Annotated in this window: 26 protein-coding genes, 2 pseudogenes and 2 other annotated features (1 of these 30 cut by a window edge); of the genes and pseudogenes, 7 read left to right on the top strand and 21 right to left on the bottom strand. The window is 33.3% G+C overall.

The window, feature by feature from the left end; genetic code table 11:
• Positions 1–131 (bottom strand) — a binding site (T-box leader) (it extends 101 nt beyond the left edge of the window).
• A 114-nt stretch (positions 132–245) separates the two neighbouring features.
• Positions 246–477 (bottom strand) — a binding site (T-box leader).
• Positions 478–725: 248 nt separating this feature from the next.
• From MKY00_RS10115 to MKY00_RS10100, 4 genes and pseudogenes are all read right to left on the bottom strand, one after another.
• Positions 726–827 (bottom strand): annotated as a pseudogene (locus tag MKY00_RS10115) (pyridoxamine 5'-phosphate oxidase family protein); the annotation flags it as partial.
• A 304-nt stretch (positions 828–1,131) separates the two neighbouring features.
• Positions 1,132–1,764, bottom strand: a complete 633-nt coding sequence (locus MKY00_RS10110; protein WP_141114867.1) for an IS200/IS605 family accessory protein TnpB-related protein — start codon at positions 1,762–1,764, stop codon at positions 1,132–1,134.
• Between the two features lie 77 nt (positions 1,765–1,841).
• Positions 1,842–2,687, bottom strand: a complete 846-nt coding sequence (locus MKY00_RS10105; RefSeq protein ID WP_050558047.1) for a hypothetical protein — start codon at positions 2,685–2,687, stop codon at positions 1,842–1,844.
• Positions 2,638–3,317: pseudogene (locus MKY00_RS10100) on the bottom strand (IS607 family transposase). The gene MKY00_RS10105 and the pseudogene MKY00_RS10100 overlap by 50 nt, the downstream one beginning before the upstream one ends.
• A gap of 143 nt (positions 3,318–3,460) precedes the next feature.
• Between MKY00_RS10100 and MKY00_RS10095 the strand changes: the two are divergent.
• On the top strand, positions 3,461–4,069 hold the full coding sequence (locus MKY00_RS10095; protein WP_000141399.1) for an NUDIX hydrolase: 609 nt from the start codon (positions 3,461–3,463) through the stop codon (positions 4,067–4,069).
• A 48-nt stretch (positions 4,070–4,117) separates the two neighbouring features.
• Here MKY00_RS10095 and MKY00_RS10090 read toward each other — a convergent pair whose 3' ends face one another.
• From MKY00_RS10090 to MKY00_RS10070, 5 genes are all read right to left on the bottom strand, one after another.
• Complete coding sequence (locus MKY00_RS10090; protein ID WP_016717236.1) at positions 4,118–4,456, bottom strand: SdpI family protein; 339 nt, start codon at positions 4,454–4,456, stop codon at positions 4,118–4,120.
• Between the two features lie 72 nt (positions 4,457–4,528).
• Positions 4,529–5,356, bottom strand: a complete 828-nt coding sequence (locus MKY00_RS10085; protein WP_000291219.1) for a peptidoglycan-N-acetylglucosamine deacetylase — start codon at positions 5,354–5,356, stop codon at positions 4,529–4,531.
• 117 nt (positions 5,357–5,473) lie between these two features.
• Entirely contained in the window at positions 5,474–6,346 is an 873-nt protein-coding gene (locus MKY00_RS10080; protein ID WP_016717235.1) for an aminoglycoside 6-adenylyltransferase, read from the bottom strand.
• 133 nt (positions 6,347–6,479) lie between these two features.
• Positions 6,480–7,151 carry an O-methyltransferase gene (locus tag MKY00_RS10075; protein WP_029141106.1) on the bottom strand — a complete coding sequence of 224 codons (672 nt, stop codon included), beginning with the start codon at positions 7,149–7,151 and terminating at the stop codon, positions 6,480–6,482.
• A 148-nt stretch (positions 7,152–7,299) separates the two neighbouring features.
• Complete coding sequence (locus MKY00_RS10070) at positions 7,300–8,019, bottom strand: 3-ketoacyl-ACP reductase (RefSeq protein WP_000818985.1); 720 nt, start codon at positions 8,017–8,019, stop codon at positions 7,300–7,302.
• A 196-nt stretch (positions 8,020–8,215) separates the two neighbouring features.
• Between MKY00_RS10070 and MKY00_RS10065 the strand changes: the two genes are divergently transcribed.
• The gene (locus MKY00_RS10065; protein WP_016717234.1) at positions 8,216–8,842 is read left to right on the top strand and encodes a DUF3139 domain-containing protein; all 627 of its coding nucleotides are present in this window, start codon (positions 8,216–8,218) and stop codon (positions 8,840–8,842) included.
• Here MKY00_RS10065 and hitS read toward each other — a convergent pair.
• The 3 genes from hitS to MKY00_RS10050 all read right to left on the bottom strand — a co-directional run bounded on the left by hitS (position 8,823) and on the right by MKY00_RS10050 (position 12,419).
• Entirely contained in the window at positions 8,823–9,896 is a 1,074-nt protein-coding gene (gene hitS, locus MKY00_RS10060; RefSeq protein WP_016717233.1) for an envelope stress sensor histidine kinase HitS, read from the bottom strand. The genes MKY00_RS10065 and hitS overlap by 20 nt on opposite strands.
• Positions 9,893–10,570 carry an envelope stress response regulator transcription factor HitR gene (hitR, locus tag MKY00_RS10055; protein ID WP_016717232.1) on the bottom strand — a complete coding sequence of 226 codons (678 nt, stop codon included), beginning with the start codon at positions 10,568–10,570 and terminating at the stop codon, positions 9,893–9,895. Before hitR ends, hitS begins: the two co-directional genes overlap by 4 nt.
• Positions 10,571–10,658: 88 nt before the next feature.
• Positions 10,659–12,419 (bottom strand): ABC transporter ATP-binding protein, encoded by a 1,761-nt coding sequence (locus MKY00_RS10050; protein ID WP_016717231.1) that lies wholly within the window; start codon positions 12,417–12,419, stop codon positions 10,659–10,661.
• 239 nt (positions 12,420–12,658) lie between these two features.
• Here MKY00_RS10050 and MKY00_RS10045 point away from each other — a divergent pair, with 239 nt between their 5' ends.
• On the top strand, positions 12,659–13,423 hold the full coding sequence (locus MKY00_RS10045) for an alpha/beta fold hydrolase (protein WP_001194311.1): 765 nt from the start codon (positions 12,659–12,661) through the stop codon (positions 13,421–13,423).
• Positions 13,424–13,520: 97 nt separating this feature from the next.
• On the opposite strand, the gene entFM is transcribed toward MKY00_RS10045, so the two are convergent.
• Positions 13,521–14,819, bottom strand: a complete 1,299-nt coding sequence (entFM, locus tag MKY00_RS10040; RefSeq protein WP_016717230.1) for an enterotoxin EntFM — start codon at positions 14,817–14,819, stop codon at positions 13,521–13,523.
• 614 nt (positions 14,820–15,433) lie between these two features.
• Here entFM and MKY00_RS10035 point away from each other — a divergent pair.
• A complete protein-coding gene (locus tag MKY00_RS10035) occupies positions 15,434–15,604 on the top strand; it encodes a hypothetical protein (protein ID WP_011040231.1) in 171 nt (56 codons plus the stop codon).
• A gap of 108 nt (positions 15,605–15,712) precedes the next feature.
• Here the strand turns inward: MKY00_RS10035 and MKY00_RS10030 are convergent, their stop codons facing one another.
• On the bottom strand, positions 15,713–16,315 hold the full coding sequence (locus MKY00_RS10030) for a nitroreductase family protein (protein WP_001993708.1): 603 nt from the start codon (positions 16,313–16,315) through the stop codon (positions 15,713–15,715).
• A 243-nt stretch (positions 16,316–16,558) separates the two neighbouring features.
• Positions 16,559–17,512 carry a D-alanyl-D-alanine carboxypeptidase family protein gene (locus tag MKY00_RS10025; RefSeq protein WP_000825886.1) on the bottom strand — a complete coding sequence of 318 codons (954 nt, stop codon included), beginning with the start codon at positions 17,510–17,512 and terminating at the stop codon, positions 16,559–16,561.
• Between the two features lie 206 nt (positions 17,513–17,718).
• On the opposite strand from MKY00_RS10025, the gene MKY00_RS10020 reads away from it, so the two are divergent.
• From MKY00_RS10020 to MKY00_RS10010, 3 genes are all read left to right on the top strand, one after another.
• A complete protein-coding gene (locus MKY00_RS10020; protein ID WP_016717229.1) occupies positions 17,719–18,720 on the top strand; it encodes a S66 family peptidase in 1,002 nt (333 codons plus the stop codon).
• A 150-nt stretch (positions 18,721–18,870) separates the two neighbouring features.
• Positions 18,871–19,212, top strand: coding sequence for an EamA family transporter (locus MKY00_RS10015; RefSeq protein ID WP_016717228.1), 342 nt, complete (start codon positions 18,871–18,873; stop codon positions 19,210–19,212).
• Positions 19,205–19,543 (top strand): EamA family transporter, encoded by a 339-nt coding sequence (locus MKY00_RS10010; RefSeq protein WP_016717227.1) that lies wholly within the window; start codon positions 19,205–19,207, stop codon positions 19,541–19,543. Before MKY00_RS10015 ends, MKY00_RS10010 begins: the two co-directional genes overlap by 8 nt.
• A 44-nt stretch (positions 19,544–19,587) precedes the next feature.
• On the opposite strand, the gene MKY00_RS10005 is transcribed toward MKY00_RS10010, so the two are convergent.
• The 6 genes from MKY00_RS10005 to MKY00_RS09980 all read right to left on the bottom strand — a co-directional run bounded on the left by MKY00_RS10005 (position 19,588) and on the right by MKY00_RS09980 (position 25,999).
• Entirely contained in the window at positions 19,588–20,034 is a 447-nt protein-coding gene (locus tag MKY00_RS10005) for a DUF6376 family protein (protein WP_016717226.1), read from the bottom strand.
• Positions 20,035–20,124: 90 nt separating this feature from the next.
• Complete coding sequence (locus MKY00_RS10000) at positions 20,125–20,346, bottom strand: hypothetical protein (RefSeq protein ID WP_000459104.1); 222 nt, start codon at positions 20,344–20,346, stop codon at positions 20,125–20,127.
• 127 nt (positions 20,347–20,473) lie between these two features.
• A complete protein-coding gene (locus MKY00_RS09995) occupies positions 20,474–21,040 on the bottom strand; it encodes an acyltransferase (RefSeq protein ID WP_016717225.1) in 567 nt (188 codons plus the stop codon).
• Complete coding sequence (locus tag MKY00_RS09990) at positions 21,033–22,163, bottom strand: aminotransferase class I/II-fold pyridoxal phosphate-dependent enzyme (protein WP_016717224.1); 1,131 nt, start codon at positions 22,161–22,163, stop codon at positions 21,033–21,035. The genes MKY00_RS09995 and MKY00_RS09990 overlap by 8 nt, the downstream gene beginning before the upstream one ends.
• A 19-nt stretch (positions 22,164–22,182) precedes the next feature.
• Complete coding sequence (locus MKY00_RS09985; protein ID WP_016717223.1) at positions 22,183–24,744, bottom strand: glycosyltransferase; 2,562 nt, start codon at positions 24,742–24,744, stop codon at positions 22,183–22,185.
• A 106-nt stretch (positions 24,745–24,850) separates the two neighbouring features.
• Positions 24,851–25,999 (bottom strand): hypothetical protein, encoded by a 1,149-nt coding sequence (locus tag MKY00_RS09980; RefSeq protein ID WP_016717222.1) that lies wholly within the window; start codon positions 25,997–25,999, stop codon positions 24,851–24,853.
• Positions 26,000–26,125: the final 126 nt, after the last annotated feature.

Below are 26,125 nucleotides of genomic sequence, written 5' to 3'. Positions count from 1 at the left end.
TTACTAGATTACTCGTTCACTATTGAAGTTCAAAGGTGGTAAAATCATTTCTCGTGTTAGGAAGCTCACACCCTTGACTTCCCTCTCTGTAAACCGTAAAAATGATTTCATGTCCTTATCGTTACTTTTCGTTCATGTTTATTTGTTAACTCATTATACTCGCATAAAAAACAAAATCAATACTATTTTTTAATTATTTTTAATTTTCAATCTCTAAAACCATAAAAAAACACACTCATCCCTAGGAAAGGGACGAATGTGTTTTCGTGGTTCCACCCTTGTTCCAATCTAAACGTATTTCTCTCTAGATTGCTCAAGTTCAGATAACGGCTGATTCCGTCAATAATTACTAGATTACTCGTTCACTATTGAAGTTCAAAGGTGGTAAAATCATTTCTCGTGTTAGGAAGCTCACACCCTTGACTTCCCTCTCTGTAAACCGTAAAAATGATTCCGTGTCCTTATCATTACTTTTTCGTTCATGTCTATTTGTTAATTTATTATAGTTATGAAGTTTTTAAAAAGCAAGCCTATTTTTACTAACTATTTTCAAGAAATTTTTTTATTATATTTCACAATATCATTATGCAACTGCCACTCAATTTACCTATTTTGTTATTTCTCCAGTTTTTAAATCAACAGTTCACATATAAATATCCCATTCTAAAACACGTACATCCCCACAAAAAACTATACCAATAAAATTTTTCAATACAATCTTTTCGTATAACTTTCTTTAACGCTCTCTCACTTGGTTGCCCCAATATTTTCCGTAATTCTTCCTCTGTTGAAATAATCGATTTTATTTCCGTCCTCTCTATACCCACTTATACCGTTTGAAAAAAACTAGACAAATGTATACATTCGTCACGCACAAGCAAAAACGGTGCGCCTTGTACGATTCGCCACAGGGAATCTCACCCACGTCTACCGAATATTTGACGTCACAATTGCCCTTTCCCTCCTTTCGAAGTTCCAGTTCATAGGATCAGAGGTCACCCCTGACTCAGTAGGAGCTGTTAGCTCGACTTTTTACTGCACTTTGTTGTCACGACGATTTCATGGGCACGGAGTCTTCCTTACAGGTTATCCATGGCATTGCCACCACCGTTTTTTTGTTTTAATTTAAAACTATCCTAATTTAGATAATACATATAATTTTTGTTGGAACGTATGTTTTTTCCAATGTTTTGTTGCCGAAGCCCATTGTTTTTTTCGTTCCATCGAACGATTCATTTTTTTCGGATACCCTAATGGACAAGCATACGGCACTTTTTCAAATGTCAAATCCATCCCTCTTCTTGCAATTACACAAGCCGCACTTCCGTGAGAACTTAATCCATACCGTTTCATAAATACTGTATGACCAATTTGACTGGTATAAGCAGGGTTAACAGGTATTGCTTCTACGCCTATTTTTAAACACTTATGCTGTAAAAGTTCTTTATAACGACTATAATAAAAACCACTTAATAGTCTTGCTCCATTTTTACTACTTTCACGAAGCTGTAATTTTTTCTTTTTAAAATCTAAATCTTCATAAGCAATTGGTTTTTTCTTTTCTAATGCGTATTCGACCACTTGTTTTAATGCTACACTTAAACTTTGTTCGGCAACTTCCGAAGAAACATTGTATCCCTTAAATGGAACATCGAATGTATAAATTGGATTTCCGAAACGGTCTGTTTCCGTTACCGATAAAAAGTTTGCGTTACAATCAATTCCAATGCATCCATTCCCTTTTATGGTTTGAATGTCTGGCATATCAACATCCACAGTCGCACACAAATACCAATTGTCTTCTTCTCGAATGAATTTAAAGGTTAAGGCACGATAGTACGTTACGTTACTTTATTTCCTTTTCCCTTTGTATATCCCACTCGACCTATTTTTGCTACGTCTAATTGTTCTTGACCATAAGGGAACACAACGTTCGGAACAGTAAAATGTGTGCCATATGTTGTTTCATTTTGGTTATCTACACGAATCCGTAAATGATTGTCGGTGTCATACATACAGGTTTGATTGCCATTCTTTTCATCACTCGAACCAATAAACGTAAATTGAGCAGCACGTTTTTCTTGCCATTTTTGTTTCCATTCTTTAAAGGTTAACTTGTTTTCTTCTAAATGGAATTGTTTATGAAACCATTCTTTTGAACCAAAACAAATACGAATTTTTTTATTTTTTTCATCTTCTTGTAATCGCTTTAATTTTAGTTCTAAACGATATAATCTTCTTTTCTTTTGATGAATGGTATGCTTTTGTTTTCTATAACTTCTTACCTTTTTTGTAAAATTCTTTTCTTTCCCATTCATTTGTAGCAATTTTTCATGTGCTTTTTCTTTTTGTTCCATTTTCTTTATGATTACACCCTGTAAATGAATGATTTTTTCTGTCGTTTCTTTTATATATAATTTTTGTAGTTCTCTACGTGCTTTGACACGTCCGTCTAATTGTCTCTTAATGCTATTATATTGACGAGAAGTAAGGTCGTATAAACGACAATAGCGTACTTTTGTTTGGTTTTCATTGTGACCACGCACATATAAATCCACAAATAGTTTGCGTTCGATATGACCAAATTCTTTTGCGAATTGTTGATAGTATTCATAAGTGTTGATTGTTATACCTTTACTACTCAGAACATTCGTGTTCTGAAGTTTTGTTTTGTACGTTTGGAACACGAATGATTTCCTCCTCTACTGTTTTTTGCAACTCCTTATGTTTTTTACTTCGTAGTCCATATAATTTTCCTGAAAAACTGGTAATAATACCAATTAAATCATCCGCTAACTCTTCTTGTATACTTTTTGTATTTTCTTTTTCATCTAATACATGAATAGTTACATTGTGGCTTTTAAAATATTCTTCTAAATAGCCATAGCCAAAACGTGTTAATCGATCTCGATAACGGATAGCTACATCTGTTATCTCTCCTTTTTTCGCCAAATCCATTAGTTTTAACAAACCTTTTCGTTTATCGTTCAAACCTGAACCGACATCCGAAAAGGTTACAATAGAAGAAAAATGTAATTTTTCCATTTTTTCTTGAACAAAAAGGAGATTTGACGTTCCAAATCTCCTTTTTGTTTTTGTTCGTTTGAAGAAACACGACCATAAATAGCTAATTTTTTATTTGTTTTTATATTTTCTACACCTAATATGCGATGCACTTCGCTTTCAGGAATACGTCTTCTACCACTAGGAGTGCGAACGACTTGTATTTTCCCTTGTGCATCCCATCGTTGTAATGTTTTAACGGAAACATCTAATAATTCAGTTACTGTTTTTAAATTTAATAATTTTTTCCACACTCACACTTTATCATATATGACAACGAATATATATGTCTGTCTATAAAATCATTCAACTGCTAAACACCCTCTCCTTTTTTCTTTATTTTCCCAAAATTCATTACAAATATTGTATAATAAAATTTGCAGAAAGGGGAATTTAAATGACAGAGTGGTTAACAATATTTGATACTGAAAAAAATATACTTGGGAAGAAATTACGTGATGAAGTGCATCGTGACGGTGATTGGCACGAAACATTTCATTGTTGGTTTGTAGAAAAAGATGATGAAGATATGTTTTTATATTTCCAATTACGCTCTAAAAATAAAAAAGAAGCTCCGAACATTTGGGATATTACTTCCGCTGGACATATTATGCATGATGAAGATGTACAAAGTGGTGGTCTTCGTGAAATTGAAGAAGAATTAGGGCTTTCTTTTCAAACGACTGATTTAGCATATAAGGGCATCTTTACAATAGATTATGAAATTTCAAATCTTACAGATCGCGAGTTTTGTCATATGTATTTCCACAATGTCATTAACCCACTTCCATTCGCACCGGGTCAAGAAGTAGACGATGTGATGAAAATACATGCAACTTCTTTTCTACAGCTATTAAAAAGAGAGATTTCATCTTTTACCGCTACTTCTGTTTTGAGCAATAAACCGCTAACGATAACTTTTGATGATATTTATCCATATGATTTTGCATACTATGAATTTGTTATTGAACAAGGAAAAGACTTACTAGAAAATAATAGTCTATAAATAAACTAGGACTCCTAGCATCGTACTGCAAGGAGTCCTAGTTTTTCATTATTGTTCAAGTATTTTCAATCTACTCTCTACTTGTATAAATAAACGAATGATTAATAACAGCATAATCACCATAATCGCTATCATTGTATGTGGATATCTAAACAGTATACTAATCACACTTCCAATTAACATCATAATGAATCCGTTTTGCTTCATCACTTCTGCACTATACCTATTACCTGCATCCCATAATTCTTTATTTTTCATAGATTGTTTCGTACGATAACCATATGCCGCATTAATATCGTTCGGTGGATTTTTTTGAAGGACAATTGCCGCAAGTATAAATATAATACCTATTAAAATACTCATTCCTATGTTTATTAGTGCATACATCAATTATATCCCCTCCTAACCTACAGCTTCATTATACGACACAATCCTGTTTTTTCCAAATTTACAACACATTCACTTTCGCTCTTTCGATGTTTGGAACATGCTTGGCAGCGTTACAAAACGTGCCCCTTTCGTTTTTAACTGTGGAATGATTTGGTCCAGTGCCTCTACAGATCCTTGCAGGCGTCCACCTGGAGTTGAATGTTGAAGTATGATACTACCAGGAAATGAGTTCCCTAACACATTATTTGTAATCGTATCAGCGCTTACACCTTTCCAATCAACTGTATCCACACTCCACTGTACAATCATAAAGTTTTGCTCAGTTGCCCAATGCAATTGATTTTCAAGTATTTCACCATACGGCGGGCGTATAAATTTAGGAGCATAGCCGACTAAACGTTTTAATATTTCTTCCGTTTTTATAATTTGATTACGGTACTCGACCTCATTTACTTTCGCTAAATTCGGATGACTATACGTATGATTGCCAATTACATGCCCTTCATTCGCAATACGCTTTACGACATTCGGAAACTTTTCTGCGTTTTCACCAAGTAAGAAAAAAGTCGCTTTTACATTATGTTGTTTTAACTTATCTAATATTTTCGGCGTAAATTCTAAATCCGGTCCATCATCAAATGTAAGTGCGACTTCCGCTTTATTGTACGGTCCTGAAAATGCGTACGCATATTTTTCGACCCATGAAAATGGTGTCCACGATCCACGTTCATCTGCTTTCATTTGTACTTCATAGCTTTGAGGGGTATATGTGTATGGCAATGTGCTTATATAATTTCCGTAATAAAATAAGTTATATGGCATATAGGTATACGGAACATCTCGTTCTAGTCCCCATTGATATGGAGCAAACATTTGTGGCGAATAAAAATAATACATAATAAAAACCTCCCTAAAATTTCATATGTGATTCCTCTACACTTTGTTAGAGAAATTCTTATTCATAAACAAAAATAAGACTGTCCGTAATTTGGACAGTCTTACTACTTACTATTGTTAATAAATTGATGTGCTATCTTTTGGTAAAGCTTTCACATGTTTTAAATAACTCGTCACTCTGTCATCATCACCTTGCGGGTACTGATATCCATAAGCGCTAGCAATTTCATTCGCCACTTCCCTAAATAAATCACCCATGACAAAGAATGATTCCCATATGTTTTCATATTCTGCATTAGAAAATGTCTTTTTAAATTGCTCCCACATATCTCCTTCGAAATATTGCTCAAAATGCTTTCCAAACTTCCCTGCATTAACTGTAAAGTCTGTTTTCATACCAATATGCCATTCTAGCATTACGATGAACATATCTCGCACCGGACCATCAAGCATTCCTTTTGCATAAGAAAGCTCTTCTCTCCATAATCCTTTTGCCACATTCGTACTACACCACCAAAATTCATTACAGCAACCTAAAAACTCTTTTTCTGTAGGCTTTTTTATTAAGTAATCTTTATCGCTTGCTGGCGGGAATTCTTCCATACAATTATCTTTATCGAGAAGTAATTTACTTAAGCTATCTTGTCCAACGAACTTTTTTATTAAATCAACCGGAACTAATGTTAAATCAATCCGATTTCCATCCATGAACTGCATTAAATACGGAAACTTCCCGTCTCCATCTGGTGGAACTAATAACATTTCTTCTGGCATTTGTACAATCATTATTTCTCCAAACCTATGAATCCAATTATGATTAGACGTAAAAGAGCGTATATCTTTTACAACATATATAATATCGTAGTCTTGAAAACAATCTCTTTTCACATTTGGATTTACACGCGATCCATTCATGATGACAGCTCGAATTCTTTCATCCTCTTTTGCTGTATTTATAATTAAGTCCAGCATTTCTTTTTCAGTTCTCATCTATTCCTAACCTCCAATTTTTAATATAAACTTATATTTTGAAGTACGTTGGAGGTCCACGAGCTAACTGCGTTGTATACGATACATGTTATAACTTTTCAAACATCTTTTTCATTCTATTTATCTCCTTTCGTTATTCTTTTACGACTGCCATTATAAATCCATCGTACCCTTTACTTCCGACTGTTTGAAGCGCTGTAGCACTTACACGTGGCTCAGCAGCTATTAGCTCATAGAAGCGACGTATCCCTTGTACGCGAGGGTCATTACTCGTATTGTCAATCACTTCTCCTTCACGTACTACGTTATCCCCAATAATTACAGTACCGGGGCGTGATAGTTTCAGTGCCCATTCAAAATAAGCAGGGTTATTTTGTTTATCAGCGTCTATAAAGATAAAATCAAATGGTTCATACTTCTCATTTTCTATTTGTTGTAAAGAATCTAAAGCTAATCCTGTTCGCACTTCAACTCTATCATTCAAATTAGCGCGTTCAATATTGCTACGCGCAATGTCAGCATGCTTTTCACTTGCTTCCAATGTAACAACTCGGCCTCCCGATGACAATCCTCTTGCAAGCCATATCGTACTATATCCACCTAGAGTACCAATTTCCAAAATGTTTCGAGCTCCTTGAATTTGAACTAATAGTTGCAAAAACTTCCCTTGCGTTGGCGATACATCATGTGCTGGTAATTTAGCTGCAGCGTTTACTTGAAGAACTTCTTCTAATGTAGAATCTTTCGGTATTAATACATCACTCACATATTGATCAACGGCCGTCCATGTCTCAATCATACTCATGAAAATACCATCCCTTCAATTTTTCAATGCTTTTCTACTATCCACTTTTGATTATATCGAAAATTCCGTCTTATATACAAAAAATAAAGAAGGGACATCTACTTCATTACAAAATAGATATCCCTTCTTTTATTTATACATGTATCCCTTACGGATTAGTAGACCAAAGTCCTGCTGATTTAATAAATGTACGTTTATTTAATTTCAGCTGCGCTACGATAAACTCTGCAATATCTTCTGCTTGCATTACTTTATCCGGATTTCCGTCAGTTAATCCTAAATCAACAGCCATGTCTGTTGCTACTGTACTTGGAGTTAAAGCTGTTACACGAATGTTATGTTTGCGAACTTCCATCGCTAACGATTCTGTTAAGCCAAGAACACCAAATTTAGAAGCACTATATGCACTTGTTACAGGTGCACCTTTTTGTCCTGCTGTAGATGAAATATTAATAATATCACCAGATTGTTGTTCAATCATGCTTGGTAAAGCTGCGCGAGTTGCATAGTATACACCCATTAAGTTTACTTGAATGATTTTTTCCCAATCAGCAACGTCTAATTCTAAAAACTTACCGAATTTAGAAATACCAGCGTTATTAATTAAAATATCGATAGATCCTAAACCGTTTTTTAACGTTTCAATTGCAGTAGTTACCTCTTCATATGAAGAAACATCAGCAGTCGCAATAACAGCTTTTACGCCTTCTGCTTCTACTTCTTTCGCTACAGCTTTTAAGTTTTCTTCTGAACGAGCTAAAAGACCGACATTTACGCCTTCTTTCGCTAATGCGATCGCTACAGCGCGACCAATCCCTCTACCTGCTCCTGTAATTAAAGCATTTTTGCCTTGTAATAATTCTGCCAAGTATAACACTCCTTAATCATCTCAGTTATGTACTATATGAAAATTGTATCTATGTTTATGTAAAAAGGCAATGATGCACTTTCATGTGCGTAGGTTACTTGTAGGTAACTATAGAAATTTTTTATTTATAATTCTTATGGATTTGCCATAATTCATGTAAAATAAAAATAAATTCTACATAGGAGAGTATATGTGTATGACAAGAAAAAAATGGTTCTTGCCACTAACTGCAGTCGGACTATGCATCATATTTTTGGCTATGTACTTTATATTTGGTAATCCACTACATTATAAAGTAATAGAAAAAGATACTAACGAATATCTCCATACTATAAAAGGATATAAGCAAAAAGAAATACAAAGCATAACCGGAAAATATACTCCTCTTTATAATATCGGCTATTATGCGGAAGTCGTATATAAAGACGAACCTTATTTTACATACTCTTATACATACGATAATAATAAAATAATACAAGACAACGGCATTTTAGGAAGACATACTGAGTCATTTAAAAATCTTAATTTAAACTGGTCATTGTTTGACGAGTTAGTAGACGGTATTCATAAAAACTTGCAAGAAAGAGGTTTAAGTAAAAAGAAAGATTATTCTATACGCCATGTTCAATTCGTTGATATTGATGATGATAAAAACGGTGCAGAAGCATACGTTGACTTTAAAAAAGATAAAGAATCTGATTACTCATACCGTATGAATAGTGAAGGAAAAGCTTATCAGTATAGCTGCAGCAATGGTAAATGTATGTATAAAGAAAATAGTGTTAGAAGATATGCTCCTAACACTATTTCTCTTTATACTTAGGAATACACACAATAAATTCCGTACCCTTCCCTTCCTCACTCTCGACTTTTATTTCTCCTTGATGAAGGTCGAGTACTTTTTTTACGATAGCCAAACCTAAGCCACTTCCTCCATAAGCACGATTTCGTGAAGAATCCGCTTTATAAAAGCGCTCAAAAATATGTTGCTTCTGTTCTTTTGATATACCAATTCCTGAATCGCGAATACGTACTTCCACTACTTTCTCATATTCTTTTAACTGAATTGTAATCGTGCCACCATTTGGCGTAAATTTAATACTATTATGAATTAAATTTATCCAAACTTGACTCATACTTTCTTGGTCAGCAGTAATGTGCACTTTCTCTAAATTAAGTTCCAATTCAATTTCTTTTTCAGCCCAGAGCGGTTCACTATTTAACACAATTTGCTTTAACTGTTGATCTAATCGATAAGTCACTCTTTCTGGTGTATATTCTTCCGACTCTAAAAGGGTAAGCTTCAGTAAATTTTGACTTAGTTTAGATAATCTCGTCGTTTCCGTTTCAATAATGGTAAGGTAATGCTCTCTCTTTTCCTCGGAAAGATTGTTATCTTGTAGCGCTCTAGCAAATCCTTTTATAGAAGTTAATGGTGACTGTATTTCATGAGAAACATTCGATACAAATTCCTGGCGCATTTTCTCCATCGCATTTAGTTCATCTGTCATATCATTTATACTTTTTACGAGCACACCAATTTCTCCATCATATTTCTCTTCATTTCGTATTTTTACGGAGAAGTCCCCTTTTGCAATTTTTTGTATCGGTTCAATAATAGTCCAAATCATCGCCTCTCGCTTCGGTCTCATTAATACCCCAATCAACACCCAAATAAGAACAATAAATACAAAGCCGACCATATCACTAATTAAAAAAGTAACAAAAGGTGATACTTGTATTTCAAGAGCATTTATTACACTTGATGATACATAAAAGGCTATAGACCAAATTATTGTGAGAAAAGAAAAGAGAGCTAGTACCGCTCCAATTATTTTCAATATCTTCACCTTATTCATTCGCTCTCTTCTTCTCATTTACTTACCTCTAAGCGATATCCTAAGCCTCTTATCGTTTTAATACTAAATTTCGACTTCTCTTCTTGGAACTTCTCACGTAACCGATTTATATGAACGTCTAGTGTACGCTCATTCCCTTCAAAATCATATCCCCATACATCTTCAATTAATTGCTCTCTCGAACAAGTCCTTCCCGCTTTAGAACCTAAAGTAAAGAGCAATTCGAATTCTTTTAGCGGTAACGTAACCGTTTGTTCTCCGGTTGTAACTTCAAATATTTTACGGTTTAACAGTACATTTCCAACTTGAATTGATTGCGACACAGTAATTTGATAACGTTTCAATAACGCCTTTACCCTTACTACTAGTTCTATCGGATCAAATGGTTTTACAAGATAATCATCCGTACCAAGATGAAACCCTTTTACTTTTTGAGATGTTTCTCCTTTAGCAGTTAGCATCAAAATAGGGATATCATAGTATTTTCTTAATTCAAAACATACATCAAATCCATCCATATTCGGCATCATGATATCAAGAATAACCATATCAACTTTCACTTCATTTATTTTTTGAAGTGCATCTAGACCATCAATTGCTTCATATGTTTGAAATCCTTCCCGCTCTAAAAATACAGAAACAAGTTCTCTAATATGTGGATCGTCATCTACTATTAAAATTTTTGGTAGCAAAGAAAACCTCTCCTTTCTACGTAGCATCTTTTATATAACTTGTAAAAATGAATCATCAGCGGAGTATAAGCCCCACTGATGATTCATTTTATAATACGCCCTCTTTAATTTTCAATTGTTGCGTTGCAAATTCACGATACATGTCATGTGTGCGTAACAATTCATCATGTGTACCGCTTCCTGTAAGATTCCCTTTTTCTATAAAAATAATTTTATCTGCATCTACTACAGTAGAAAGTCTATGTGCAATAACTAACGTTGTTCTCCCTTTCATTAAGTTATTTAATGCCTTTTGAACGACAGACTCTGATTTACTATCTAAACTAGAAGTTGCTTCATCTAACATAAGAATTTGTGGATTTCGAAGTAACGCTCGGGCAATGGCAATTCGCTGTCTTTGTCCTCCAGAAAGTTTCACACCACGTTCTCCAACTTCTGTTGCATATCCATTTGGCAAATCATGAATAAATGCATCAACGTATGCCATCGCCGCTACTTTTTCAATTTCTCCATCTGTCACTTCTCCCTCAACGCCGTAACAAATGTTATCTCGAATCGTTCCATCAATTAACGGACTATCTTGTGAAACGTAACCAATTTGACGTCGCCATGACTGTAATGAATAGTTCGTAATTGTATCTTTCCCTAATTTAATAGCACCGCTAGTTGGCTCATAAAAACGTTCTAATAGTGAAAATAATGTCGTTTTCCCGCTACCACTTGGCCCTACGATCGCTGTTACTTTTCCTGATTCAATTGTGAAATCAATATTCTTTAACACTTGCTCTTCTTCGTTATACTCGAAATGTACATTTTCAAGAACAATTGGTTGCTTAGCATTTGTGACTTTCACACCCGTTTCATGGTCTTCTACTTCGTATTCTAAAATAGTATTAATTCTTTCCGTTGCACCAATTGCCTTTTGGAATTGTGTAAAGAACATAGATAATTGACTCATCGGCATTATAATTTGAACTAAATATAAAATAAACGCTACTAGTTCCCCAGTTGTTAATGCACCGCTAGAAACTCGCATCCCGCCATATCCTACGATAATAACAAGTAATGCCATTAAAACAAACGACATAACTGGTGAAATTAACGCTTGCACTTTTCCCTCTTTCAAACCAAATTGCAATAACTTCTCGATACCTTTATTTCCAGTTTCATATTCTCTTTTTTCTGTGTTCGAAGATTTCACTAAACGAATTTCTGATAATACTTGCGTTAGCACACTTGTAAAAGAAGCTGTTTCATCTTGAAGTGCTTTTGAAATCTTATACATTTTTCGCCCTAGTGGAACTAAGATCAGTACTGATAATGGAATAACCGTTAAAAGTAAAAGTGTCATTTTCCAATCTAAAACAAATAATACGATTAATGATCCGACAATTGAAATACCGCCTGTTAATAAATTTGACAAATGCTCAGAAATTAATGTCTTCACAACACCTGTATCATTTGTCATTCGGCTAATTGTATCGCCTGTTCTATTTTGATCATAATAAGATACTGGCAATATAAGTACCTTTTTCCACAAACGTTCTCTCAGTCCGGCTACAATCTTCTGCCCGATATAATTTAGTAAATATATAGATAATCCTGCAGCTATAGTTTGCATAATAAAGAATGCAACTAGCCCAACAATTTGTCCTGTACTAATTGACGAAAGTGAAAAATTATCTACTAATCCTTTTGTTAACATCGGAATAAATAAACTCGCTCCCGTAGAAAGCAAACTCATGAATAACGCAAAAACAAGAATCCCTTTCGAAGGATTTGTATCTTGAATAAGGCGTAAAAACTGCCTCCAACTCCCTTTTTTCTTTATTTCATTTCTAACTTCCATTTCTGTCATCTCCTCGTGTTAAACAAAACTGTTCTTTCTAAAAATAGAATACAATACAAATGTAAACTGAATGTAAACACACTTTTTCTGTTTTTACAAAATATACATAAAAACTCATCTTTACAACAGATATAAACATCTGATATTATTACCTGGTACTTAATATTGTTCTATGTGAATGATAGATAACTAATTTACAATACTATATAAATCTCCAGTTATTGAAAGGAGTATCCTTTTTGCAAACAAATATACATTCTAAAAAGGAAACAATTATTTTTATTCATGGTTTAGTCGGCAATCGTCGTGCTTTCAAAAAAGAGCATAAACGATTTTCCGCCTCTTACAACATTATTACTTATGACTTATTAGGTCACGGCGATGATAAAGGAGAAGCTATCGAATTTTCATTACAGCGTCTCGTTGATCAATTATTGAATTTATACGAAAAAGAAGGCATTCAAAAAGCTCATATTTGCGCTTTAAGCTACGGCTGTTATATCTCTACCATTTTTGCACAAATGCATCCAGAAAAAGTTTTGAGCATTTGTCATATTGGTGGACATTATAATAACCCTTCCCTTTTATATAACGTATTTCAAAAGTTTTGGGAGAAGCGAGGAGACGATTACTCTAAATGGCTCTCTCAATACGCAAATACCATTTTTCCAAGTGGCATACTAAAGGCAAATCCGTTCGCAGTCATTTCAAGAAATATTTATTATCGGTTCGGATTGCAATTACATTCATCAATTATTGCTCAATCATTACGTCACCGGTTAGAATTCGATTTAAAATCTAAATTAAAATCACTTCCCCACCCTATTCTATGGGTAATGGGCGAACATGATCATCTCTATAAATCTTGTCTTTTTGATTTAAAGTCCATTCTTCCTAACGTTTTATATAAAGAAATACCGTTAGCAGGACATGCAGCAAACTTATTCCGCCCCAACTACTTTCATGATCTATACGCTCGATTTTTAAACGGGAAGTTACAGTAAAAACTATTACCTTCCAATTTATTAAACTATAAAAAGGCTTCCCAAGTTTCCCTGGAAAGCCTTTTCTCTATACGAAAAGTATATAATCTACTTTTTCTTAGTATGCTTTTGTGTAACCTAATAGGTGCTTGCTCCAGTAAGAGTTACTTACAGAACTAATACGTACACCAGTTGCATCAGTTTCTGCACTAATGAACTGACCGTTTCCTAAGTAAACACCCATGTGAGAAGGACCTGATTTATAAGTGTTTTGGAAGTATACTAAATCACCTGGTTGTGGATTGCTAGTTTTTGTTTTAGAGCTCCAGTATCCAGCAACTGTTTGACGAGCGCCTTTATGACCAGTTTGATTTAATACATAGTGAATGAATCCACTGCAATCAAAACCAGCAGGTGTCGTACCAGCTGTTCTGTATGGTGAACCATTTAATGATCTAGCGAATCCAGCGATTGAAGATGTATCTCCACCAGTTGTTGGCTTTTGTACGTCTTTACCTGGTTGTTGAACGTTATTTGTAACGTTATTGTTATTTGTAACGTTATTGTTATTTGTAACGTTGTTTACTCCGCCTTTTACAAACTTAACGAAGTCTGCACTTACGTAACCTGTGCGGCCGTTATGGTTAATTTTGTACCAACCATTTTCAGCGCCAGTAACGTTTAATACTGTACCGTTTGTTACACCACCGATTACAGCGTTGTATGTAGCTGGGCCTGTACGTACTTTTAAAGCACCAGTGTTAACAACATAAGAACCACCAGTTTGAACTGTAGTAGTATTGTTGTTTGTAGTTGGTTGTTGTGTTTGGTTAGATACAGCAGAACCACCTTTTGTTACGAAGTCTTTGCTTACGTATCCAGTTCCACCATTGAAATTGATTTTAAACCAATCTTGTACTTCACCAACAACTTGTACTGTTTTACCTTTATTTACAGAGCCTAATACTGTATGAGATGTACTTGGGCCTGTACGTACGTTAAGTGAAGAAACGTTTACTGTGTAAGTACCAGTTCCTTGTTGAACAGTAGTTCCTGTTTTACCACCAGTCGTTACGAAGTCACCACTTACATAACCAGTTTGACCGTTTACAGTTACTTTGAACCAACCGTTTTCTTGTCCAATTACTTGTAGTACTTGACCTTGTTTTACTTTAGAAATAACGCTATGTCCTGTACCAGCACCTGAACGAACATTTAATACATCAGCAGTTACTGTGTATTTTAAGTCAGATTTTGTTTCTACAGTTTTTGTTTCAGTTACAGTCGTTTGTGTTTGAGTTTGTCCATTAATTTCTTTTAGCGCTTCGTTTGAAACTTGTGCATGAGCAGAATCCATACCTGGAACTGCAACACCTGCTACTGAAGCTGCTGCTAAACCTGCAATTACTTTTTTCATAAGTTGTCTTTACTTCCTTTCCCTACTATCCTCTTAAAAAAAACGTATAAACTTAATACTTTACAATATTATCAAAGTAAAATATTCATTAAGTTCCATTTTTTAACAAGAGTTTTATTTTTCACACAGAGTTCATTTTAAACGAGCGAAGTGAAATCCGTGTGAACTTCATGTGAACTTTACCATTAAACTTACTCTTTTTGCAATGCTTTTTTTATATTTCTTATGTATTTTATTGAAAATTCGACATACCATTCATTATCTTAGTATATATTTTCTATCCACTTAAAAAATTCTATTCATCTAACACAATGCAAAGAATGTATTTCCTAGTATAGTTCCTCCTATGAAGTATACTCTTATCATGACAAAAAACACTTTTTTTATCAATAGTATAATATTTTTAGAAAACTATTTTTGATACTATCTATCACTTTTAAAAGATTTGACGATTTGTAAGATTTAACTTCAAAAATTTTGTTCTAATTTGACGAAAGTACACATTCCGCTACCCATTTTTAACTATCTATGGAATTTATAGGTTATTTATATTATCATATATATAGTAGCGTTTTATTGCTTGCAAATAGTGGAATCAAAAGGGAGGTATATTTATGAAAAACATAATAGATGATCCTATAAATAAAAATATAGAACTGTACTATGCTTTTTTTCAATTCGTTTCAATTATTACCTTACAAAAAATATCAACTATTGAAACACGTAAAAACGAATTAAAAAATCAGATGAAAAATTCCTATCAAAAAAATCCTTACTACTTATAAAAAGGTGAACAGGTTGTATCCCTGTTCACCTTTTTATAAGTAGCAAAACCCCGATTGGTTCAAATAATAATTAGTGGGGGATAAACAATTCCCCCACTCGTTCCTACATTATTTATAAATTTTCACACGGTTTTCTAAAGGCTGGTATTCTTTTTCACCTGCAGGTACAACTGGTTTACCAAACGGCATTTGCGCAATAAGCTTCCAATTTTCTGGAACTCCCCATTCTTTTCTCACTTCTTCATCAATTAATGGATTGTAATGTTGCAATGTAGCACCAAACCCTTCAATTTCCAAAGCTGTCCAAATTGCAAATTGTAACATTCCTGAGGATTGCTGAGACCAAATTGGAAAGTTCTCTTTGTATAATGCAAATTTTTCTTGCAGTTCTTCCACCACTTCACTATCTTCGAAGTATAGAACTGTTCCATAACCACTTTTAAATGCATTCATTTTTTCTTCCGTAGAAGCGAAGTTATTTTCAGGTACAATTTTTCGTAACGTTTCTTTCGTAATATCCCATAACTTATCGTGTTGTTCTCCAAGCAAGACGACAACGCGAGCACTCTGAGAGTTAAAAGCTGAAGGTGTATGTTTTACAGCATGATAAATTACTTCTTGAATTTTTTCATCAGAAACTACTTGTTCTTTACTAATTGCGTAAATAGATCTTCTGTCTTCAATTGCTGAGTAAAAATCTTTTGCCATCATAATTCCCTCCAATTTTCATTTGAGGCTTTTTCCTATGTACACATCATATGCCCCTCAAAACTTATCATTAATAAGTTTCTAACTTTATAATATAAACAAACAATAATAAACTCAAATAATAACACTCACATTTTTTACCTTTTTACTTTATTAGTGCTAAAAAATAAAAGGCAATTTGTTGTTACCGATAATACGTAACAACAAATTGCCTTTCTTATATGATGATCCAACTCAGTATTTCACTTAATTAACTAAGCCAAATGCATAAGACATTAGCTTATTCGTCTCTGTAAAACGCTTTGTTTTACCTTTTGTTCCCATAACAACTGTAATAATACGAGTATCACCTTGTTTTGCTGTACCCGTAAAACAATACCCTGCGCTATCTGTAAATCCTGTTTTTAATCCGTCTATTCCTTCTATATATAAAGCTTTATTATTTTTGTTTAACATATCATTTGTACTTATAACATTAATATTATTAAATGCTAACTGACTTTGACGTAAGTGAGTCACTTCTAATATTTCTGGGTAATCTTTTATAAGATGATACGCCAAGTTTGCTACATCACCAGCCGTCATTTTTGTTTCACTTCCATCGGGCTCTTGTAATCCAGAAGCATTTGCAAATTTAGCATGTTCCGACATTTTTAACTGTTTCGCTTTTGCATTCATAAGCTGAACGAAATCTTTCTCCGATTTTGCCATATGTTCTGCTAAAGCCACAGCTGAATTATTAGCTGACTCAATCATTAATGCATGATATAAATCTTTAACAGTTAATGTGTCATTAACTTGTACTGGGATTCTCGCTCCCTCTGTTTGTGCCGCTTTCGCACTCATTTTCACCGGATCTTCCCAGCGAACTTTCCCATTATGTACATTTTCTAATAGAAGATATGCTGTCATCATCTTAGACATACTTGCTGGCGCAAAAGCCTCATTTTCATTATGTTGATAAATAATATCTCCATTACTCGCATCAATAATCATAGCTGCTTTTGCATCAATTTCCGGTGGTATGTACTTTGGTGGGACTACTTTTTCAACTAATCCTGTTTTAGGTAGTTCTGCCACTTGTAAAGGTTGTCCCTCTATACTTGTTGCACTCTTTTGAGTTCCTTGGAATAAGAACCAACATATCCCTAAAACAATGACTAATAGGACTGTCAGCCTTCCCCATTTTAACCGCTTCATTTCAAAACTCCTTTAACAAACCTTTTATACACTCACATTTAACCATAACAACTTTCCCTTTATATCGTCAAGGTAAAAAGCATATTTATTCATCTACAGCAATTATTATTTCAATGCATGTATGTTACAATAACAATACCGAAATATAAGAATATTCAATGATAAATCCTTATGAATAAAACTATTAATAGAAGGGATTCATACAAATGCCACTTCCAAAATCATTAAAATACGGAGACACAATTGGGATTTACTCACCTTCTTCTCCAGTAACCTACACTTCTCCTAAAAGATTTGAACGAGCGAAATCTTACTTACAACAGAAAGGATTTCATATATTAGAAGGTTCACTAACAGGTCGATATGATTATTATCGTTCGGGTAGTATACAAGAGCGTGCTGAGGAACTGAATGCTTTAATAAGAAATCCTAATGTTTCTTGTATTATGTCAACAATTGGTGGGATGAATTCAAATTCAATATTACCTTATATTGATTATGATGCTTTTCTAAATAACCCTAAAATAATGATTGGGTATTCAGATGCAACTGCTTTATTACTAGGAATTTACGCCAAAACAGGAATCCCTACATTTTATGGACCAGCTCTCGTCCCTTCCTTTGGCGAATTTGAACCTTTTGTTGATTGCACATACAAATATTTTGCTGAAACTTTACTACATGATCATTCTCTTCCTTATCATATAAAACAACCATTATTTTGGTCAGATGAATTTATTAATTGGGAAGAAAAGACGAAGGAGAAAGAACTTCGACCAAACGATTGGATTTCAGTAATTGATGGAAAAGCTACTGGGCGTATTATTGGCGGGAATTTAAACACGATACAAGGAATTTTGGGTAGCCCCTATATGCCACATATTCAAGAAGGCGACATTCTCTTTATTGAGGACAGTTCAAAAGATGCAGCTACTATTGAAAGAAGCTTTTCATTCCTTAAAATTAACGGTGTATTCGATAAAATTTCAGGTATCATTCTTGGAAAACACGAGCAATTTGATGATTGTGGTACCAACCGAACACCTTTTGAAATACTATTAGAAGTACTTCAAAATCAAAGAATTCCTTTTCTAGCTGACTTCGATTGTTGTCATACACATCCAATGATTACTATACCTATCGGTGTTCAAGTAGAGTTGGATGCAACAAATAAAACGATACATATTGTAGAACCTTGGAAAAAATGAATGCATAGCTTCTATTGTTTTACAATAAAAGCCATGATACTATATAATTTGGAATGTGAAAGATTAAACAAAATACGTTCCAATATCTATTATTAGGAAAAGATAGATATAAATATAAATATATATTTATATGTAAAAGAGAGTGAATAAATGAAACCAACTATTAAAAATTACGTATTTTTACATGTAGCTTTTTTGATATATTCTATCATTGTGGTTTACATGAAATGGGCAGCTAAGTTTCCCATTGCTTCCATCTCATTTTTTATTGCTTATTTCGGACTAGTTGTACTTTTATTTGGATATGCAATTTTATGGCAACAAGTAATTAAGCATTTTGAAATATCAAAAGCATATTCACATCGCGGAATTATTATACTGTGGTCAATGCTTTGGTCAGTGGTTCTATTTGGAGATACGATACAGTGGAATCATTTACTTGGTGCGACTATTATTATCGTCGGAATTGTGGTGGTGACAAAAGATGAATAGTTATATGTTGTTATTGATCTTTGGAATCGTATTGGCCAATTACTCACAAATTTTATTAAAAAAGGCTACTTTACAGCAATATGATTCTAAATTAAAAGAATATGTAAATCCATATGTAATCATCGGTTACTCTTTATTTGTACTTAACGCAGGATTCAATATTATCGCCTTAAAGGGACTGACAATAAATCAAGTCTCTGCATTAGAATCATTAAGTTATATCATCATATTAATTTTCGGTTGGTATTTTTTAGGTGAAAAAGTAACGAAAAGAAAAGTAATTGGGAATGCTATCATTTTAATGGGTGTTGTGGTGTATTTTATTAAGTAATCACTTATACAAAAAGCTCCGTTTATCACAAACGGAGCTTTTCACTATTGACCTAAATTTTGCACTTTATCTTTCAAATCTCGAACTTGATCTACCGTCTGCATAAGCTCAGAGTTTTTAAATTGCTCTACATTCACTTTCCCTTCTTCTATCTTTGTCATCGCCGTATCAATTAACGTATTTAATTTTTCGTTATATCCGACGATTTGTTGATGAAGATCCTTTGCTACATCAGGTGGCGTTAATTCATTAAAAGCGGGTATATCTTGTTTAATTTCACTAAGCTTCGTTTCTAATTCTTTTCGAGCTTCGCTATCATTAACAGCCTTTTCAGCTAATGCTGGTGCATCATTTGCAAATGCACTTATTTCATTTACATAATCTGTCGCTTTTTGAGCATAATCTATGGAGTTCTTTCCTTGTTCAACGAGTGAACATCCCATCAAACCAATTGTAACTATAAATACTAATAAAATTGATTTTATTTTCATTTTAGGCTCCCTTCGTCTTTATAATTGTCTGTAAGTTTCTCTCTCCTAACTTCTAGCTACATTACTTATAACCCTTTTTTAAATAGCTATTTACCCTCTTACATGCCCGATTACCGTTACAACATCTACTTCTATATGTACGCTAATAATATCTTCAATTATATCCGTATATCCTTGTCCTATAGCTGTTCCATAGTGTAATGTAAGCCCCTTCTTTTCATACACTGACTTTGGTACTGAAAAAATAAATCTCCTTAAATTTCTTTCATCAGCCGGTTCCATAATTAAAACAATCCCATCCTCATCAAACATATACGCTCGCCCTCCAACTTTACATTCACTATGGCTCAGTATTGCCTTGGTCAGCAAAATTTAAAACATAATACGTTTATATACACACTCTGCTGCACTATAAAAATAAAAACATTCCTTCTTTTTGTTAAGAAGGAATGTTTTTTAAAAAATCAATTTCTAACTCTAGCATCTTTCTTTGACGAGGTTTTATTTTTCTTACGGGAACTCCAGCATAAATATACCAATCTTCTAAACTCTTTTTCACCATACTCATCGCACCTACTGCCGTGCCTTCTCCTATAGTTACATTTGGAAAAAGAATAGAATTAGCACCAATAATCGCATGTTTTTTTAAAATAACTTTTTCTGTTTTCACATTCCTATATTGATTCGGGACGGTTGGCCCCATTAATGTATTCCCACTGAAATCATCTAGTACTGCATATACTAAGGTTTTAGCTGAGATATTTGCAAAGTCATGCATTTCAATTCCAACTTCCCCTCCATATAACGCTGTATACGCTGATATATGCGAATAACTTCCAATTGTGATTTTGCCACTTAAAATGCAAAAATCATCAATTCTTACATGATTACCAACTGATATAACACCTGGATTATATATACTTGCTTTTTTACTAATCAATACATTTTTCCCAACAGATAAAAATCCAATTTTCTTTAGCTCTTCTTGACTATAAAAACTATTCATCTGCCGACACCACCTTCTGTCCTAAACAGATTACAATTTGTTCTACTATTTCTTTCGTCATTCCTTCCCATAAAGGCAAACTTACTATTCGTTTTGCTATTTTATTCGTTCTTGTTAAATCTGTAGACTTATAGTTTCTAAAAAGAACTTGTTGGTGGCAAGAGGGCGAAAAGTATAATCTAGCTTCTATTTTCTGTTTTTTCAGTTCTTCTATTACTTGTTTGTTGCGAACTTCTTCCGGACAAAGAATAGGCATAAATTGCTGAATAACTGCTTCTGTCTTTTGGAGTTGCCACCCTTTTTTCATTAACCCATTACTTTGTAACAATTGTTTATACCATTCAGAAATACGGGTGCGTTCTTTTAATTTGTCATCCCATTTTTTCATAGTTGCAATCCCAATCGCGGCTGCGTATTCAGACATTTTACAATTAAACCCCATCATCGTACATTCACGATTTGTATCAAATCCGAAATTCCCCATTCTTTTAATACGTTGTATATCTTCTTCATTTTTACTATATATGAGCCCTCCTTCACCAATTCCGAAAGGCTTTGTTGCATGAAAGCTATATATGATCATTCCACTAAAATCTTGACCATAATGCATCCCTCCATTCATTAATCCAAATCCCGGTGCCGCATCTACGACAACCGGAACACCTTTTTTCTCTAATTCTTCATATTCTTCTAAGTTCATCCATGAGCCAAAAGTTGCGTACGGGACAACAATCGCAACCTCTTCTTTTAATTCTTCAATCTTATCCCAGAGTACTGTTTTATCCATATACCAATCATCTATTGAAATATCAATAAAATAAGGTTCCAACCCACACCAAATAGCCGCTAATGGAGTTGCAGGGAATGTAAAACTAGGCATGAGGGCATACTTTCCTTTTTTTCTTTTCTTAAGTTGAATGGCCGCCATTAACCCTAACGTTGCGTTTGCTACTGTTGTAACAGCTCCCCTGTTCTGAAAAAATCCCGACATAATTGTTTGTTCAAAACGTTGATTTATAGGTCCATAATTCGTATATATGTGCGATGCATCAATTTCCTTCAATTCATCTAAATACTCAATTACTGGTACAGTTGAAGCACGTAAAAAAGGAATATTCTCCATATCTATTTATTCCTTCCTATCATTTTCGGACAATATAGAGCATATCTGTTTCAGATAATCCAAATTCCCTCGCACTTTTCATTCCTTGTCTTTCAGCTATGTTATATAATTCCACCTTAAATCCTGCATTCGTTAATCGTTGAATGAATCCCGATTGATTATAAATTCTCACATGATCTTCTTGACCAAAAGCTAATTTTCTCAATTGTGGTGTTACAATTAATTTATTCTCTATAATAGAATCTACATTCATTACGATTGGTACTTGAATAATTCCCCATCCATTTGGTTTTAAAACCCTATATAACTCTCGCATTGCTTTATCATCGTCAAGAACGTGTTCTAATACATGGCTACATAAAATTACATCAAACGTATTACTATCATATGTAATACTTGTAACATCAATTTCCTTCATTAATGGATCCTTTGGTTCTATATCCCCACATACATACGTAATATTTTTATACTCGTTAAACCAATCCCTTAAATTCGCTTCAGGTGCAATATGAAGCATGGTATATTTTCTACTTAACAAGTCCGTTTCCGTTTCAATGTACGCACGATACAATCTTTCACGATCCATTGAACTACAAACTGGACATATCCCTGTATCTTTATTCCACATCTCAAATTTATATTTCGGAAAATCATAATCTGCTGGCCAAGGTGAAAATTTTTCAAATTGTTGATTGCAATATTGACAATAACACGATTCTTTCTCAAACATATGAGCAACTAGCTTGTTTAATCCTTTTTTAATCTTTTCATTATAAATTTGATCTAGTTCTCCATTTCTTACTGCATCTTTAACTATAAATCCTGCATTTTCTAAACAATAAGATAGGCTCTCTTTATAATCCCTCTCAGAACTTAAAAAACCACTATTATATGCATCTATAATTAATTCAATCCATTCGTCAATTGTCATTAAAATAAAATGCATTTGTTTTTGATTTTGTTCACTATGTTGTCTAAAATAACTAAGAGGCTCTTTTATATAAACTACTTTCCCTTTCCTCATCATATCTAACCAAGTTGCAATGTCATTAATAGCAGAATAAGCCTTCCCTTTAAAATACCCAAACTTCCCTTCAAACAAGTTCCGATTAAACAGAACAGTTGTTGGCTCACCCACTATATTTTTTAAATTTTTCAATATGTAATTCCCTAATTCTTTTCCTTCAAAAAGTGTAGTTTCTTTCGCGATTTTCATATTCAAAGTTGAAGGTGGTAATATCTCTCCGTTCTCATCAATCAGTTCACGATAAGACGTCACAAATGAAATATTTTCTAACGTCAAAAAGTATTTCATCATTCTCTCGATCTTTTCATGATGAAATAAGTCATCATCTAATAAAAAGTTTATATAATCCCCGTTCGCAAGTTCTATACACTTATTAAAGTTTTCAGCAACTAACGGAGTTTCATTTTTAACATATGTAATACACTCATATTCACGTAAATACGGTTGAATCATAGCATTGACTTCATTATTTGTACTGTCGTCAGAAATAATAATTTCAATATTTTCATATGTTTGATTCAGAGCGCTGTGAAGCGCCAATTCCAAGTAATACGGCCTATTGTACGCAGGAATAAGTATACTTACTTTCGGTAAAGGCGAATTATTATTTATATGTTGTTTTTTCTTTTCTATGTTTATTTTCTTTTCTTTAATTTTTTGATAATAGTCTAATGTATATAATATTGATGATGGAACTATCCTTCTTGCATAATCTAGAAAATTAGTTATCGCTTTATCTAACTCTTTTTCGTTAGATAAGAAACCATATTTTTCTCCTGCTAAAATACTATGTGAAAAATCTTCTAATCCATCCATCATTTTATTAGATTCATTTAACTGTTGATCTGGATGTAATCGAAAGTAACTCAGTGTCTCTGCTATATATACTGCTTTTCCTTTACTTAATAAAGATAACCATGAAGCTATATCTACGTTACAAAGATACCTCCTCTTATCAAAGATTCCATACGGTTCTTGTAAATCACTTTTACGAAACAAAACTGTTGTCGGTTCTCCAATATAATTTTTTTGATCGACAATTACCCTATTTGCTAATTCTGTTCCCTCTATAATCGTATCCTCTTTAAATAAACGGACAGTTGAATAAATATGTCGTAGTTCTTTCCCTTTTTCATCAATTACTTGACGATGGGATGTTACAAGCTTAATTTCATTATCTAAATCATTGAAAAAATACTTCATCATTTTTTCAATTTTATCCACATGAAAGATATCATCGTCCATTAAAAAATTTATATACTCACCGCTCGCTTCATTAAATAACATTAGAGCATTTTCAAACTGTCCGAGAGTTGACCTGTTTTTTATATAAGTAATATTTGAATGATCACATAAGTATTTTTGTAACACCTTTTCTGTTTCATCATTCGTACTATCATCTCCAACTATAATTTCTATATTAGGGTACGTTTGTTCTAACACACTACATAACGCCTCTTCAAAGTGGCGTGGACGATTATATGTAGGAATTAATACACTTACCAACGGAAGTTGATCTACCACCTCTTCATTTCTTTCAATACGAGTTCTCATTTTACTCTCTCACCTCTTCGCATATTATTTATATACGCGACACAAAAATCACATTACTGTAACCGAATGGAGCCTATATACTTTTATGCAGACATGAAACGAAATATCATACTTTTCGTTCCTGAATAAACATATTTAATAACACGGACATTTTATTTGCACCTTTTTTATTCATATGATCACTATCATAAAAATCATCATCGCAAAATAATGGCGAATCAAATAAATCTATAATTTGAAAAGAATATTGAGATTGAAAATCTTTTATAACGTTATAAAAATCTTCTTTTAATTTCTTACTACTACAATTGAAATAATGTGAAGTAACAGGAAATACAACAATTAGTGGTTTTATATCATGTTTTAACAATAGTTCTAAATATTTTTTGAAAATCGTTTTATTTTCAACTAAAGTATGAGGATATGACAATTTAGCATGTGAAACTGCTCTTATTTTTCCGTGTTCTTCAAAAGGAATGTGAAGAGGCGTGTTATTCCATTCAGCATTTAACCAAGGCAACATCAATGATTCATCTTTTAGTTCGTCTAATAAAATATATTCAAAATGCAAATTAAAAATAGAAGAAAGTGGTTTCGGGGTATCTAGATGTGAGAATCCAGCAGTGGGTAAAGGAGAATGCACTACAGTATGATGACCGTCTTGAAACAATGGATAATATACTTTGTGAATTCTATATGCTTCAGATGATAACGACATGTCAAAGTAAAAAGAGAAATAGGCTATTCCTATCAAACAATATTGAAAGGAATGATCGTTTGATAGCAGTTGTGACGCTATTAAATAATCATAGTATAAATCTTGCGATGGAAGTGTTAGTTTTATTGACTTTTTTGAGAGGAGCTCCGTACTTATGCCACAATGCGGATAAGATAAGCCCGTCGCAAATAATTCATACGTCGGATCACCCTTTGCTTTTTTCATAGAAATGTATAAAGACATAAGATCCGGATTTATTTGATAGATAGAAATTAATTTATTCCTCCATTCATACATGTATTTTGTTAAATTAATAATTTTTGTACTTTGCACGCCCCTATTTATCAATTCATTTGTAATTTTTTCTGCGTCCATTCTCCAAATGACTATATATTGAAAAGAATTTTCTATTTGAACAATAGCTGACACGTCTACAAGATGAACGATTGTTTTACATTTATTTTTGTCTAATGTATTTTGAATCTTCTCCTTTGATAATTCATCACTTAAAACAATAATTTTATACTGCTCCTTCACGTATATCCCCTCCATTATATGTATAATATGAAATTCATTTTTCATTCGTAACGATCATATACATTTGCCATCCATCATAAACAAGAATAGAATATTCATTTCAAAACAAAAAAATAGCTCCACCAT

Origin of the sequence: Bacillus sp. FSL R9-9834, from assembly GCF_038006905.1 — a bacterium.
GTDB classification, from domain to species: domain Bacteria; phylum Bacillota; class Bacilli; order Bacillales; family Bacillaceae_G; genus Bacillus_A; species Bacillus_A pacificus.
This window is presented reverse-complemented; position numbering and strand designations above follow the sequence as displayed.

What these genes read in the sequence shown, in the direction of transcription:
- MKY00_RS10110 (WP_141114867.1), bottom strand. Translation starts at nt 1,764, where the DNA reads ATGCCAGACATTCAAACCATAAAAGGGAATGGATGCATTGGAATTGAT.
- MKY00_RS10095 (WP_000141399.1), top strand. Translation starts at nt 3,461, where the DNA reads ATGACAGAGTGGTTAACAATATTTGATACTGAAAAAAATATACTTGGG.
- MKY00_RS10090 (WP_016717236.1), bottom strand. Translation starts at nt 4,456, where the DNA reads ATGTATGCACTAATAAACATAGGAATGAGTATTTTAATAGGTATTATA.
- MKY00_RS10085 (WP_000291219.1), bottom strand. Translation starts at nt 5,356, where the DNA reads ATGTATTATTTTTATTCGCCACAAATGTTTGCTCCATATCAATGGGGA.
- MKY00_RS10080 (WP_016717235.1), bottom strand. Translation starts at nt 6,346, where the DNA reads ATGAGAACTGAAAAAGAAATGCTGGACTTAATTATAAATACAGCAAAA.
- MKY00_RS10075 (WP_029141106.1), bottom strand. Translation starts at nt 7,151, where the DNA reads ATGAGTATGATTGAGACATGGACGGCCGTTGATCAATATGTGAGTGAT.
- MKY00_RS10065 (WP_016717234.1), top strand. Translation starts at nt 8,216, where the DNA reads ATGACAAGAAAAAAATGGTTCTTGCCACTAACTGCAGTCGGACTATGC.
- hitS (WP_016717233.1), bottom strand. Translation starts at nt 9,896, where the DNA reads ATGAGAAGAAGAGAGCGAATGAATAAGGTGAAGATATTGAAAATAATT.
- MKY00_RS10050 (WP_016717231.1), bottom strand. Translation starts at nt 12,419, where the DNA reads ATGGAAGTTAGAAATGAAATAAAGAAAAAAGGGAGTTGGAGGCAGTTT.
- entFM (WP_016717230.1), bottom strand. Translation starts at nt 14,819, where the DNA reads ATGAAAAAAGTAATTGCAGGTTTAGCAGCAGCTTCAGTAGCAGGTGTT.
- MKY00_RS10035 (WP_011040231.1), top strand. Translation starts at nt 15,434, where the DNA reads ATGAAAAACATAATAGATGATCCTATAAATAAAAATATAGAACTGTAC.
- MKY00_RS10030 (WP_001993708.1), bottom strand. Translation starts at nt 16,315, where the DNA reads ATGATGGCAAAAGATTTTTACTCAGCAATTGAAGACAGAAGATCTATT.
- MKY00_RS10025 (WP_000825886.1), bottom strand. Translation starts at nt 17,512, where the DNA reads ATGAAGCGGTTAAAATGGGGAAGGCTGACAGTCCTATTAGTCATTGTT.
- MKY00_RS10020 (WP_016717229.1), top strand. Translation starts at nt 17,719, where the DNA reads ATGCCACTTCCAAAATCATTAAAATACGGAGACACAATTGGGATTTAC.
- MKY00_RS10015 (WP_016717228.1), top strand. Translation starts at nt 18,871, where the DNA reads ATGAAACCAACTATTAAAAATTACGTATTTTTACATGTAGCTTTTTTG.
- MKY00_RS10010 (WP_016717227.1), top strand. Translation starts at nt 19,205, where the DNA reads ATGAATAGTTATATGTTGTTATTGATCTTTGGAATCGTATTGGCCAAT.
- MKY00_RS10005 (WP_016717226.1), bottom strand. Translation starts at nt 20,034, where the DNA reads ATGAAAATAAAATCAATTTTATTAGTATTTATAGTTACAATTGGTTTG.
- MKY00_RS10000 (WP_000459104.1), bottom strand. Translation starts at nt 20,346, where the DNA reads ATGTTTGATGAGGATGGGATTGTTTTAATTATGGAACCGGCTGATGAA.
- MKY00_RS09995 (WP_016717225.1), bottom strand. Translation starts at nt 21,040, where the DNA reads ATGAATAGTTTTTATAGTCAAGAAGAGCTAAAGAAAATTGGATTTTTA.
- MKY00_RS09990 (WP_016717224.1), bottom strand. Translation starts at nt 22,163, where the DNA reads ATGGAGAATATTCCTTTTTTACGTGCTTCAACTGTACCAGTAATTGAG.
- MKY00_RS09985 (WP_016717223.1), bottom strand. Translation starts at nt 24,744, where the DNA reads ATGAGAACTCGTATTGAAAGAAATGAAGAGGTGGTAGATCAACTTCCG.